Source organism: Maribacter luteus (assembly GCF_009674825.1).
GTDB classification, from domain to species: Bacteria; Bacteroidota; Bacteroidia; order Flavobacteriales; family Flavobacteriaceae; genus Maribacter_A; species Maribacter_A luteus.
Map to the genome: position 1 here is coordinate 209,316 of NZ_WKJH01000001.1, position 12,875 is coordinate 222,190.

General features: G+C 39.2%; 11 protein-coding genes and 1 CRISPR repeat array (1 of these 12 only partly in view). Of the genes, 10 read left to right on the forward strand and 1 reads right to left on the reverse strand.

The features are described from left to right. Nucleotides 1–124: 124 nt before the first annotated feature. The 7 genes from GJ691_RS00825 to rodA all read left to right on the forward strand — a co-directional run bounded on the left by GJ691_RS00825 (nucleotide 125) and on the right by rodA (nucleotide 8,103). Entirely contained in the window at nucleotides 125–577 is a 453-nt protein-coding gene (locus GJ691_RS00825) for a GAF domain-containing protein (protein ID WP_154362793.1), read from the forward strand. Nucleotides 578–833: 256 nt separating this feature from the next. Next, nucleotides 834–2,363 carry a bifunctional phosphoribosylaminoimidazolecarboxamide formyltransferase/IMP cyclohydrolase gene (gene purH, locus GJ691_RS00830; protein WP_154362800.1) on the forward strand — a complete coding sequence of 510 codons (1,530 nt, stop codon included), beginning with the start codon at nucleotides 834–836 and terminating at the stop codon, nucleotides 2,361–2,363. Between the two features lie 55 nt (nucleotides 2,364–2,418). After that, the gene (locus tag GJ691_RS00835; RefSeq protein ID WP_154362802.1) at nucleotides 2,419–3,447 is read left to right on the forward strand and encodes a rod shape-determining protein; all 1,029 of its coding nucleotides are present in this window, start codon (nucleotides 2,419–2,421) and stop codon (nucleotides 3,445–3,447) included. A 90-nt stretch (nucleotides 3,448–3,537) separates the two neighbouring features. Beyond that, a complete protein-coding gene (gene mreC / locus GJ691_RS00840; RefSeq protein WP_154362804.1) occupies nucleotides 3,538–4,353 on the forward strand; it encodes a rod shape-determining protein MreC in 816 nt (271 codons plus the stop codon). After that, nucleotides 4,346–4,852: a rod shape-determining protein MreD gene (locus tag GJ691_RS00845; protein WP_154362807.1), complete on the forward strand. Its 507-nt coding sequence runs from the start codon at nucleotides 4,346–4,348 to the stop codon at nucleotides 4,850–4,852. The genes mreC and GJ691_RS00845 overlap by 8 nt, the downstream gene beginning before the upstream one ends. Nucleotides 4,853–4,961: 109 nt before the next feature. Continuing rightward, nucleotides 4,962–6,830, forward strand: a complete 1,869-nt coding sequence (mrdA, locus tag GJ691_RS00850; protein WP_154362809.1) for a penicillin-binding protein 2 — start codon at nucleotides 4,962–4,964, stop codon at nucleotides 6,828–6,830. After that, entirely contained in the window at nucleotides 6,820–8,103 is a 1,284-nt protein-coding gene (gene rodA, locus GJ691_RS00855; RefSeq protein ID WP_154362811.1) for a rod shape-determining protein RodA, read from the forward strand. Before mrdA ends, rodA begins: the two co-directional genes overlap by 11 nt. On the opposite strand, the gene GJ691_RS00860 is transcribed toward rodA, so the two are convergent. After that, nucleotides 8,100–8,912: a DNA/RNA non-specific endonuclease gene (locus GJ691_RS00860; RefSeq protein WP_154362813.1), complete on the reverse strand. Its 813-nt coding sequence runs from the start codon at nucleotides 8,910–8,912 to the stop codon at nucleotides 8,100–8,102. The genes rodA and GJ691_RS00860 overlap by 4 nt on opposite strands. Nucleotides 8,913–9,026: 114 nt before the next feature. Here GJ691_RS00860 and msrB point away from each other — a divergent pair, with 114 nt between their 5' ends. From msrB to GJ691_RS00875, 3 genes are all read left to right on the forward strand, one after another. Continuing rightward, complete coding sequence (gene msrB / locus GJ691_RS00865; protein ID WP_154362815.1) at nucleotides 9,027–9,497, forward strand: peptide-methionine (R)-S-oxide reductase MsrB; 471 nt, start codon at nucleotides 9,027–9,029, stop codon at nucleotides 9,495–9,497. Beyond that, the gene (msrA, locus tag GJ691_RS00870) at nucleotides 9,487–10,029 is read left to right on the forward strand and encodes a peptide-methionine (S)-S-oxide reductase MsrA (protein ID WP_154362817.1); all 543 of its coding nucleotides are present in this window, start codon (nucleotides 9,487–9,489) and stop codon (nucleotides 10,027–10,029) included. Before msrB ends, msrA begins: the two co-directional genes overlap by 11 nt. A 171-nt stretch (nucleotides 10,030–10,200) precedes the next feature. Further along, nucleotides 10,201–11,652, forward strand: coding sequence for a sugar porter family MFS transporter (locus tag GJ691_RS00875; protein WP_154362819.1), 1,452 nt, complete (start codon nucleotides 10,201–10,203; stop codon nucleotides 11,650–11,652). 288 nt (nucleotides 11,653–11,940) lie between these two features. After that, nucleotides 11,941–12,875: direct repeats of the CRISPR family, unit length 46 nt; unit sequence GTTGTGAATTGCTTTCAGTTCTTTAATTTTAAGGATGATTCACAGG (it continues 1,068 nt past the right edge of the window).

Genomic DNA, 12,875 nt, shown 5'->3' on the forward strand with positions numbered 1-12,875 from the left:
AAAATTACAAATAATTGAAATAGCATGATTTGCCGTTTAGTTAATTAACGATTTTTTTGGTTTAAAGGATTTAAACATGCAATAAAAAACCACCCTGATTTAATATCTTAGCCGAAAAATTGATATGCTCAAAGACCTACAACCAAAGATAACCGAACTTCTATCCGATTCAAAGGCTACTGCTGATGAACGGATGCAAGGAATCTGTAACCTCCTAAAAGACTCAGTTCCCCATTACGATTGGGTCGGGTTCTATTTTAAGAACGGCGACAAGGAAGAGCTGAAACTTGGTCCTTATGCCGGCGCCCCCACCGACCACACCATCATTCCTTTCGGTAAGGGTATTTGCGGACAAGTTGCCGTAAGCAATCAAAACTTTGTGGTCCCCGATGTCAAGGCCCAGGACAATTACATTGCCTGTAGCATTACCGTTAAAGCTGAAATCGTTGTTCCTCTTTTTGTAAATGGAGAGAACATTGGTCAAATCGATATCGATTCGAATACCCCGGACCCTTTTACCGAAGAAGATGAAAAACTTCTGGAATATATTAATGCCCAAGTTGCCAAAATCCTGTAAAAAGAATTGAAACAACACCTTTAAGGGCAAGAATATATTTATTGGGTTAAAGCATCATACAACCGGTGTATTTTTAGCTCTTAATTAAATCGCTTTACATTAATCGACCTCTTTAAACACGAAAAACACGCGTTTGCCGCAACCGGAAACGATTTTGGTTAAAACTTTAGTGGTTTTGTTGATAACCTACGGCATTTGTTCGCTTCAAAAAAATTACTTTTGTGTGCTTTAGAAACTTAATTACAGCCACACAAAAATGAGTACCAAAAAAGCAACATCAGCCTTAATTTCAGTTTTTCACAAAGACGGACTTGAACCCATCGTAAAAAAATTCAATGAGCTAGGAATTACCATTTATTCAACAGGTGGTACCGAAAAATTCATCAAGGATCTGGGCATAGATGTTGTCCCGGTTGAAGAGGTTACCAGTTACCCTTCAATTCTTGGAGGCAGGGTAAAAACCTTACATCCTAAGGTTTTTGGTGGAATTTTAAACAGACAGGACAATGAAAGTGACCTTGCCCAATTGGAAGAATTTGAAATTCCTCAATTGGATATTGTTATCGTTGACCTTTATCCTTTTGAAAAAACAGTTGCGAGTGGTGCTTCTGAGCAAGAGATTATTGAAAAAATAGATATTGGTGGCATTTCTTTGATCCGCGCGGCAGCCAAAAACTACAAGGATGTTCTTTGTGTTTCATCAATGGAGGATTATGCCGAAGTTTTGGAAATAATAACTGAAGGAAATGGCTCTACGACCTTAGAGGAAAGAAGACGTTTCGCAACAAAATCCTTCAACGTTTCCTCGCATTACGATTCGGCAATTTTCAACTATTTCAATGCCGGCCATGATATAGCGGCCTTAAAAATCAGCGAGACCCAGGGGAAAGTCCTTCGTTATGGCGAAAACCCACATCAAAAAGGGTTCTTCTTTGGTGATTTTGATGCCATGTTCAATAAGCTTCACGGTAAAGAGCTATCATACAATAACCTTTTGGATGTTGATGCGGCGGTAAACCTAATGAACGAATTTAAAAATGACGGTCCCACATTCGCTATTTTAAAACATAATAATGCTTGTGGCCTGGCGATGAGGGATACCCTTCACCAAGCCTATGTTGACGCATTGGCCGGTGACCCGGTTTCAGCCTTTGGAGGAGTACTCATCAGTAACAAACAAATAGACAAGGCCACGGCTGAGGAAATTCACAAATTATTCTGTGAGGTTGTGATTGCCCCAAGCTATGCCAATGATGCCCTTGAAATATTAAAAGGCAAGAAAAATAGGATTATCCTGATCCAAAATGAGGTCGAAATGCCAGATATGCTCGTTAGAACATGTTTAAATGGTGTTTTACTTCAGGAAAAGGACCATAAGACCGATGCGGAGTCCGACTTATCCAAAGTAACAACAACCGCGCCTACAGATCGAGAAATCGAGGATCTTATATTCGCCTCAAAATTATGTAAGCACACAAAATCGAATACTATCGTACTTGCAAAGAACAAACAACTTTGCGCCAGTGGAACCGGGCAAACCTCGCGTGTAGATGCCCTGAACCAAGCTATACACAAAGCAAAATCTTTCAATTTTGATTTAAATGGGGCGGTTATGGCAAGTGACGCTTTCTTCCCTTTCCCCGATTGTGTAGAGATTGCGCATAAAAGTGGCATAACTAGCGTTATACAGCCAGGAGGTTCTATCAAGGACCAATTGAGCATCGATTACTGTAATGAAAATAATATTGCAATGGTTATGACAGGCACACGTCATTTTAAGCATTAATTTCATTACTTTTGTCGATGAAATACACCTTTTAATCGAAACCAAATAACTTAAAATGGGATTTTTTGACTTCTTAACCGAGGAAATTGCCATTGACCTAGGTACGGCAAATACCCTCATCATTCATGCGGACAAGGTCGTTGTAGACAGTCCGTCAATCGTTGCCAGAGACCGAGTTTCGGGCAAGATCATCGCTGTTGGCAAGGAAGCCAACATGATGCAAGGGAAAACCCACGAGAACATAAAGACCATTAGGCCATTGAAAGATGGGGTTATTGCGGATTTCGATGCTTCGGAAAAGATGATCAATATGTTCATCAAGAATATTCCGGCTTTAAAGAAGAAATGGTTTCCACCAGCATTACGAATGGTAATCTGCATACCTTCCGGAATTACGGAGGTAGAAATGCGAGCGGTTAAAGAATCCGCAGAGCGGGTTAACGGCAAAGAGGTATATCTGATCCACGAACCCATGGCCGCGGCCATAGGTATTGGCTTGGATATAATGCAACCCAAAGGAAACATGATCGTTGATATAGGTGGTGGTACCACTGAAATCGCCGTAATCGCACTTGGAGGTATCGTTTGTGACAAATCGGTGAAAATCGCAGGTGATGTATTCACCAATGACATTATATATTACATGCGTACGCAACACAACCTTTATGTTGGTGAAAGTACTGCTGAAGCCATAAAAATCGATATAGGATCTGCTACGGAAGACTTACAGTCACCCCCCGATGAAAAATCGGTTCAAGGTCGGGATTTGCTTACAGGAAAACCAAAACAAGTACAGATATCTTATAGGGAAATTGCGAAAGCACTGGACAAATCGATCCTAAGGGTCGAGGATGCCGTAATGGAAACACTATCGCAAACCCCTCCAGAATTGGCTGCCGATATTTACAATACCGGAATTTACCTTGCAGGTGGTGGTTCTATGCTACGTGGTTTGGACCGAAGGCTTTCGCAAAAAACAGACCTTCCGGTTTATATCGCCGAAGACCCATTACGTGCAGTAGTTAGAGGTACGGGAATAGCATTGAAAAACCTGGAGCGATACAAGAGTATATTGATCAAATAACACATTCAAGAAATCAAGTTGCTATAAGCAGGAAAAATTACGGCAAGATACTGGGGTAGTCAGACCTTCTTGCCAAAACAAAAAAAGTGAATGCAGCAGATCATCAATTTTATAATTCGATATAAGAATTTTCTACTTTATATCCTATTGATGATCATTGCCTTTGCCTTTACGGTTCAGTCCCACTCGTACCACCAGTCACGCTTCTTTAATTCCTCTAATTGGTTAACCGGGGGTATTTATGGTACGTTCTATGGCATTAACACCTATTTTGACCTGGATGATGAAAACGAACGTTTACTTAAGGAAAACCAAAGGCTACGCTCCCAATTATTCAACCAAGACACTTCCCCGAACATCAAATTAGATAGTACAAATCTCAAATATACCATTGTTACCGGACAGGTAATCAAAAATAGTTATGCAGAGAACAGGAACTATATTACCATAAATCGAGGAGAAAAGGATAGTGTAAAACAAGACATGGGTGTCATTACCGATTTAGGCATTCTCGGTATCGTAGAAAACACCTCCCGTAATTTTGCGACTATACAAAGTATCCTAAATACTAAATCCAATATAAACGCCAAATTGAAGAATACCGATCATTTCGGGTCTTTGATTTGGGATGCTAAAACGTACAACGTAGTACAATTGATAGACATTCCGCGTTTGGTTCCCTTACACATTGGAGATACCATAGTGACCGGGGCAATGAGCAGTATTTTTCCTGAAAACATTCCTATCGGCACTATTAAAAAATACGATTTGGACACTTCAAAGAGTTTTTACCGTATAGATGTTAGCCTATTCAACGACATGACCAATATCAAAAACGTATACATCATCAACAATCTTAATAGAAAGGAAATCCTAGAACTGGAAGAAACCACAGAGAATGAGTAGGGGAATTTTCATAAATATTGTTCGCTTTGTTTTACTCGTACTTGTACAGGTACTGGTTTTCAACAGGCTCAATTTTTTTGGGTATATCAACCCTATGGTGTATATCATGTTCCTTTATTGGTACCCTATAAAAGAAAACAGGGCACTCTTCATTGGTTTGAGTTTTCTTTTAGGTATTTCAGTCGACCTTTTTTCCGATACTATGGCCATACATACGGCGGCAACCACCACTATAGCTTATTTAAGACCGTTTATAATGCGATTCGTTTTCGGTATCAATTACGAATTTCAAAGTTTCAAGTTAAGTAATACCACTAAGGCACAACAATTTACATTTTTGGCGTTATTAATATTGGTGCACCACACGGTTTTCTTCTCATTGGAGATTTTCAGTATTGCCAATTTGTTATTAATTGTGAAAAAAGTGTTATCTATTGGTGCTGCCTCATTAATTTTGTGTTTATTGTTCAGTTCTTTGTTCAGTGTGAATAAAGAATAAGACGTTTTTCCTGAGGTTGACCTCTTTTGAGACAAACCATAAAGAAAGGTGTTTGAATAGTTGTTGAATTTTATACGGATTGATTTCCTAAATCAAAAAATCATCTTCAATGAAGAAGATTCTTTTATCATCAATAATCCTGATTATCGGAATAGTTTTTATCGGCAGGTTATCTTATTTGCAGATATTCAGCTTCTCCGCCGATCAAGTATTGGAAGACCCTGCAATCAAAGCCATCTACGATTATCCTGAAAGGGGTTACATTTATGATCGTAACGGCAAACTATTGGTGGGTAATGACCCGGCTTATGATGTAATGGTGATACCAAGGGAGGTAAAATCATTGGACACCTTGGAATTCTGTAATTTAATTGGTCTTGAAAAGGATAATTTTATTAAAAAACTGAAACGGGCAAGGATATATTCCCCTCGATTGCCTTCTGTATTGGTTCCACAACTTTCTAAAGAAGACTACGCCAAACTTCAGGAAAAAATGCGCCATTTTGAAGGATTCTACATTCAAAAAAGGTCATTGCGTTATTATGATACGAAAAGTGCAGCCAATGTTCTTGGTTATATCAGTGAGGTAAATGAACGCGACCTAGCTCAAAACCCTTATTACGTTCAAGGAGAACTCAAAGGTAGAACAGGGGTCGAAAAAACCTATGAAGACGTTTTAAGGGGAAAAAAAGGGGTACAGTATATTCAAAAAGACAGGTTCAACAGGGACATAGGCCCATATAAAGATGGTACTTTGGACACCCCCCCAGAGCAAGGAAAGGAAATCAGTATTACCATAGACAAGGATTTACAAGAATATGGGGAATTATTGATGCATGGTAAACGTGGAGGTATCGTAGCCATTGAACCTGCAACGGGAGAAATATTGTCCATGATTTCCGGTCCTACTTATGACCCATCCCTTTTGGTCGGTCGAAAACGATCCAAGAATTACACTAAACTTTATAACGACTCCATAGCAAACCCTACTTGGGATCGGGCGCTATTGGCAGAACCCTCTCCAGGTTCACCTTTTAAAACCTTAAATGCCTTAATAGCCTTGCAAGAGGGTGTTATAACCCCAGACACCAAGATTACCTGCCATCATGGTTTTTACGTAGGAAAAACAAAACGTGGTTGTCATTGTGGGGGCGGGGTCCGTAATCTGAATTCCGGTATTTACAAGTCTTGTAATGCCTATTTTGCAGGCACTTTCAGAAAAATATTCGACAAATTCGATACCACGGATGAGGCCATGGATGTCTGGGAAAAACACATGCGAAGCTTTGGTCTCGGAGGGTATTTGGGCTCTGACCTTCATACGGGAAGACCGGGCCGTATCCCTTCAAAAGAATATTACGACAAATGGTATGGGGACAACCGATGGAGTTCCTCATATATCATATCGAACTCTATAGGACAAGGAGAAGTTGCCGTAACACCGATTCAACTGGCCAATATGACGGCGGCCATTGCCAACAGAGGGCATTTCTTTACGCCCCATATCCTTAAAAAGGTAAATGGTGAGGATATTACCATTCCCGAATTCACCGAAATGAAACAAACCACGATTGAGCGTAAATATTTTGAACCTGTGATCCAAGGAATGGCCGATGTTTATCATAAAGGTACTGCTCGTTGGGTGCAAATACCTGATATTGAAATTGCCGGTAAAACCGGTACAGTGGAAAATTATACGATTATTGATGGCGTAAAGACCCAACTTACCGACCATTCTATCTTCGTTGCTTTTGCACCCGTAAACAACCCTAAAATCGCAATTGCGGTTTACATTGAGAATGGATATTATGGGTCACGGTATGCGGGACATATAGCTTCTTTGATGATTGAAAAATATATTAAAGGCGAAATTACAAGAAAAGACCTAGAAAAAAGGATGTTGGAAAAAACCCTGGACCACGAATACGCAAAACCATATAGTGGAGAAGAGTTCAAGATAAACGAATATGTTTGGTAAAAGTATCGTAAAACGTATCGATTGGTTTTCCATACTCATTTATGTGGCATTGGTATTAATCGGTTGGCTAAATATCTATTCTAGTACCTTTACCGAAAATGATGCTTCAATTTTCAATTTGACCACCTTACACGGTAAGCAATTGTTCTTTTTCGGGGCCAGCATCATTGCTATAATTATAATCATGGGACTTGAGGCCAATTTCTATGAACGCTTCTCGAGCTTAATGTATGTAATCGCCATTGTTTTATTGCTAGGCCTTTTTGTATTCGGAAAAACCATTGCTGGGGCCACATCATGGTATAATCTCGGGTTTTTCAACTTACAACCTTCCGAATTCGCTAAAGTCGCCACCGCTTTGGCGTTGGCGAAATATTTAAGTGATATACAAACGGACATCAAAAGGCGAAAAGATCAATTTTATGCACTGGGAATCATTTTGCTGCCCGCGATTTTGATTATTCCACAACCCGACCCTGGTAGTGCCCTGGTTTTCTTTGCTTTAATATTCGTTATATTCAGGGAAGGACTCCCTCTTTATTATCTGACCATATCGCTTTTGACCATTTTGGTTTTTATTGCGACCTTGATGTTCGGTACCATATGGATCGTCATATTTTTGGGCCTGCTCATTGTCCTCTTTTTTCTTCTAAAAAAGAAATCATTCAAGGTACCGGTATTTCCATTGCTGGGAATTATTACGGTTACCATACTGTTTTCACTGTCGGTCAATTTTGTATTCAACAATGTTTTTGAACAAAGGCATAGAGATCGATTTAGTTTATGGCTTCGTCTGGAAAAAGACCCTAAAAAACTGGAACAGATAAGAAAGACCATTGGATATAACACCTACCAGTCGGAAAAGGCCATAGAATCCGGCGGTTTTTTTGGCAAAGGTTTTTTAGAAGGAACAAGGACCAAAGGTGATTTTGTCCCTGAACAGCATACTGACTATATATTCAGTACCGTAGGTGAGGAATGGGGATTTATGGGTACTGCTACCGTGATACTCCTATTTACATCCTTATTTCTACGGCTGGTGTATTTGGCCGAAAGACAAAAGAACCCATTTTCAAGAATGTACGGGTATGGGGTCATCTCTATCTTATTGATCCATTATTTCATTAACATTGGTATGGTCATCGGAGTTTTACCTACTATCGGTATACCTTTGCCGTTTTTCAGTTATGGTGGCTCCGGTCTGCTCTTTTTTACCATCTTGCTTTTTATTTTCCTGAAACTGGATTCTAACCGACTGAAGGAAGGGATTTAGAATTTCCATCCGGCCACTGAAGAACGGCTTTCCAATTTGGCCTCTACCTTATCGGGCAGATTTTCAAAAAAATCCAAGCCCGTAACCTTTTCAACCTTATCTACAGGAACAAGGAACATTTGCAATGCTTCCGAACTTTCACGATTGGGCATTAAAAAAGCAAGAACCTCTAAGTCTTCCTTATCCCCTTTGGCTATGATTTTATAATAATACTTTGGAACATCTACATCTTCTTCGCCGATTTCCTCTAGACCCTCTTCCAAAACACCGCCGGTTACGACAAAAACCTCACCATAACGCTTGGCCCAACGCCTAACCTGCATTTCCAGCCGATTCCAAATACCGGCATTGAAATCACGGTCTTGCGGACTAATATTACTGGTATAGAAGGTTTCATCATAAGCATATTTTGAAAACCGGCGATCACCGGCAGGGCATAAATGTCCCCGATCATAACCCGAACCTTTATAATTACGCCAATCCGCCGATTTGGTCCTTACCTTAGGATCCTCAATAAAATAAGGCCGTTTGCGATCGTCATAGGTCAAATGGCTCTTTTTCAACATATAAGCCACCCATTCTGCCTGTTCAAATGGTTCGTTGTACGACAACATAAAATGATCATGAACCGTAATATCACCAGTTGATGAATTAGGCAACAGATAAGCAGGAATTTCGGTTTCCTGCCCATCATCATCCGATGTTGAATAGGTGTCCGGTGTATAAAAATTATCGAATAACCAAAATCCAACGATACATACTGCAATTAAAATAGTATATAGGGTTTTGTTTTTTCCAGTATAGTTCATCTGGCAAATTTAGTTTAAATTAGTAAAGTCCCATACCAACCTTTAAACAGGTCCCAATATAATGGGAACTAGAAAATGGGACAAAGCTGATCTACACTAAAAAAGAAGGCAAAAATGATAACTTGGAAAGAGGTAATCAATTTTACAGTGAAAGGCAACCCCAAACCAGACAGGAGGGTAGAGAAATCAGAGGCAGAATGGCGCGAGGTCTTAAGTCCGGATCAATTCAGGATTACCAGAAAAAAAGGGACCGAAGCACCCCATTCAGGTGCCTTATGCTCCATTCACGAGGCAGGAAAATATAAATGCGTATGCTGTGGCACACCATTATTCGATTCAACCATAAAATTTGAATCGGGAACAGGTTGGCCAAGTTTTACCCAACCGGTAAAGGACAATGCCATTAAATACGAAAAAGACAGTAGCTTTGGAATGATCCGTGTAGAAGTCATGTGCAATACATGTGATGCCCATTTAGGACATGTTTTTCCTGATGGTCCCGAGCCTAGCGGTCTGCGATACTGTGTTAATTCCGAATCTATGGAGTTAGACCCACAAGCCATTGAGGATAAGAATGAAGACTAAATTACAATTGGCCACTTTGGGAGGTGGTTGTTTTTGGTGTATCGAGGCAATTTACGGTCAAATAAAAGGAGTCAAAAAGGTAGTTTCAGGTTATTCCGGAGGTAGGGCCCCAGGCAGACCGACCTATAGGGAGGTTCGTTCGGGATTAACAGGTGATGCGGAAGTTGTTCAAGTTACTTTTGATCCAGATATCATTACTTACAAAGATATTATGACGGTATTCATGACAAGCCATGACCCAACAACCTTGAACCAACAAGGTGCTGATAAAGGCACCCAATACCGCTCTGTTATTTTTTACCACAATGACGCCCAGAAAAAAACGGCCAATGAATTAATTAAGGATATGGTTCATACGTTCAGGAAGCCCATTGTGACCGAAATACTTCCATCCCCTATTTTTCACAAAGCCGAGGATTATCATCAGGAATATTACAAAAACAATCCGTCACAAATGTATTGTAAAGTTGTTATTACCCCTAAGTTATTGAAATTAAGAAAGATGCATCCAAACAAAATTAAACAACAATAAGAAGTAATTAATACATCGGTAATTTGTTCGAAATCGATAATTATAACCAACAATAAAAAGGATATTGAAATTAATAGAACCCTAAAATTATTAAATGCCTAAAAGGGAATCTTAGCTAACAAAAAGTTATCTTTGGTAGAGCAATTTCAAAACCTAAAACCAATCAATACCATGGGGAAAAGACCAACCACTAAAATCAACATTTATTTCATTACCATTGTCATCACTTTGGGTGGACTGTTATTCGGTTATGACACGGGTGTTATCAATGGAACACAATTTTATTTTTCCAAATATTTTGAGCTTACCGGAGCATTAAAAGGCTTTATCGTTAGTAGTGCCCTATTGGGCGCCTTGGCAGGTGCAGCTACGGCCGGCATAATAAGTAAGGCGATAGGCCGTAAGAACTCCCTTATTATTTCCGCTATTTTATTTATAATATCGGCATGGGGATCGGGATTGCCTAGCATATTACCGGAATCTACAACCTTATTGGTCGTTTTTAGGCTTATTGGGGGAATCGCGATAGGTATTGCCTCTATGAACGCCCCTATGTACATCGCTGAGATCGCCCCTGCAAAGAATAGGGGAATCTTGGTAACTTTTTACCAACTAGCTGTGGTTATAGGGTTCTTCGTAGTATTCTTGGTCACCTATTTCATTGGTGCCAAATTAAGTGAAAGTGAAAATATAGCCTTTGGGTGGCGTAACATGTTCTGGTCAGAATTGATACCGGCCGGAATCTTTTTGGTTTTCCTTTTCTTTGTTCCCAAAAGCCCTCGTTGGTTAATGATCAATGGAAAAGAGGAAGAGGCCGAAAATATCTTGACAAGGATTCATGGTGAAGAAATCGCAGCCAAGGAATTCAAAGACATCAAAGATTCGATTATAGCGGAAAGCACCAAGAAAAAAGCTTCTATCTTTAGTAAGACCATGCTACCGATCGTAATCATAGGCACCGTATTATCTGCCTTACAACAATTTACGGGTATCAATGCCGTACTTTATTATGGAGCCGATATTTTTGAACAAGCCTTGGGCTTTGGGCAAGATGATATTCTTTTACAACAGATACTGTTGGCTACCGTTAACTTGGTCTTTACTTTCATAGCAATGTTCACCGTAGATAAACTAGGTAGAAAACCATTGTTGATCATTGGTGGTTTTGGAATGCTGATCGGGTTCTTATTAATGGGCTTTACCCTGTATTTCAGTGATTATGCCAATGTAAATTCTGCCGGACTACCAACGATTTCGACAACTGAAGGAATCATCAGTTTAATTGGTGTCCTTATCTTTATTGGTTCGTTCGCCATGTCTATGGGCCCAATTGTCTGGGTATTGTTATCCGAGATATTCCCTAACAAAATTCGTAGTGCAGCAATGGCAGTGGCCGTCGCCGTTCAATGGTTGGCCAACTATTTTGTTTCACAGACCTTTCCCATGGTCGTTGAAAGTGAGGCAAACGGCCTTATCATGAACGGAGGAACCTGGAACAACGCACTCCCCTATTTCCTTTTCTCGGCCTTTATCGTTATCATTATCGTATTTGTTTACAAATATATACCTGAGACCAAAGGAAAAACATTGGAAGAGATGGAAGCCTTGTTCGAGAGGAAATAAAGAAATCATTCTATTTCAATTCCTAATTATCATATAGAAGAATGCCCTGCAGGATTATGTGGGGCATTTTTTCTTTTTCTACTTATTTCATATTAACGACACTACGCATTATTAATGATTTCATACGCTTTAAAATATACACAGTAAGCATGCAATACCAGTTCTTAAAATTCAATTCCGAACACCCGAAGGATTAGGGGTGATTCACATGACTCGTAGTATAAATCAGAATATGTGCCGTGTTGTGAATTGCTTTAATTCATTAACGCTTATTTTTATAGGAATTCGTTGAATCTTCGATTTCAGTTCTTTAATTTTAAGGATGATTCACAGGTATTTCTGTCAACACATCATCGACAATGGCGTTGTGAATTGCTTTAACTCATTAACGCTTATTTTTATAGGAATTCGTTGAATCTTCGATTTCAGTTCTTTAATTTTAAGGATGATTCACAGGATCAAGGCAACATTGGGTTTCCTTGAAGGTGTTGTGAATTGCTTTAACTCATTAACGCTTATTTTTATAGGAATTCGTTGAATCTTCGATTTCAGTTCTTTAATTTTAAGGATGATTCACAGGAATACCAGCCCATCGGTTAATTATTGTTTGTTGTGAATTGCTTTCAGTTCTTTAATTTTAAGGATGATTCACAGGTTTTATAGACACAAATGATACTAGTCCTGTGTTGTGAATTGCTTTCAGTTCTTTAATTTTAAGGATGATTCACAGGAAAAAACCATTGCGGAAATTGAAAACAGCAGTTGTGAATTGCTTTCAGTTCTTTAATTTTAAGGATGATTCACAGGCCTTCTTTAAATTACGCACTAACTTTAATTGTTGTGAATTGCTTTCAGTTCTTTAATTTTAAGGATGATTCACAGGAGTAACCGAAAAGAGTATTTTGACATTTTGTTGTGAATTGCTTTAACTCATTAACGCTTATTTTTATAGGAATTCGTTGAATCTTCGATTTCAGTTCTTTAATTTTAAGGATGATTCACAGGATATTGTCCAACGTACTTAAATAGCGGTTGTTGTGAATTGCTTTCAGTTCTTTAATTTTAAGGATGATTCACAGGTTAAATGACGTGGTACGCATGGAAGATGGGTTGTGAATTGCTTTCAGTTCTTTAATTTTAAGGATGATTCACAGGCCGCGAACCAAGCGGCATTGAGTACCGTAAGTTGTGAATTGCTTTCAGTTCTTTAATTTTAAGGATGA

Excerpts from the sequence above, each read along its gene's own strand:
- GJ691_RS00825 (WP_154362793.1), top strand. The coding sequence starts at position 125 with ATGCTCAAAGACCTACAACCAAAGATAACCGAACTTCTATCCGATTCA.
- purH (WP_154362800.1), top strand. The coding sequence starts at position 834 with ATGAGTACCAAAAAAGCAACATCAGCCTTAATTTCAGTTTTTCACAAA.
- GJ691_RS00835 (WP_154362802.1), top strand. The coding sequence starts at position 2,419 with ATGGGATTTTTTGACTTCTTAACCGAGGAAATTGCCATTGACCTAGGT.
- mreC (WP_154362804.1), top strand. The coding sequence starts at position 3,538 with ATGCAGCAGATCATCAATTTTATAATTCGATATAAGAATTTTCTACTT.
- GJ691_RS00845 (WP_154362807.1), top strand. The coding sequence starts at position 4,346 with ATGAGTAGGGGAATTTTCATAAATATTGTTCGCTTTGTTTTACTCGTA.
- mrdA (WP_154362809.1), top strand. The coding sequence starts at position 4,962 with ATGAAGAAGATTCTTTTATCATCAATAATCCTGATTATCGGAATAGTT.
- rodA (WP_154362811.1), top strand. The coding sequence starts at position 6,820 with ATGTTTGGTAAAAGTATCGTAAAACGTATCGATTGGTTTTCCATACTC.
- GJ691_RS00860 (WP_154362813.1), bottom strand. The coding sequence starts at position 8,912 with ATGAACTATACTGGAAAAAACAAAACCCTATATACTATTTTAATTGCA.
- msrB (WP_154362815.1), top strand. The coding sequence starts at position 9,027 with ATGATAACTTGGAAAGAGGTAATCAATTTTACAGTGAAAGGCAACCCC.
- msrA (WP_154362817.1), top strand. The coding sequence starts at position 9,487 with ATGAAGACTAAATTACAATTGGCCACTTTGGGAGGTGGTTGTTTTTGG.
- GJ691_RS00875 (WP_154362819.1), top strand. The coding sequence starts at position 10,201 with ATGGGGAAAAGACCAACCACTAAAATCAACATTTATTTCATTACCATT.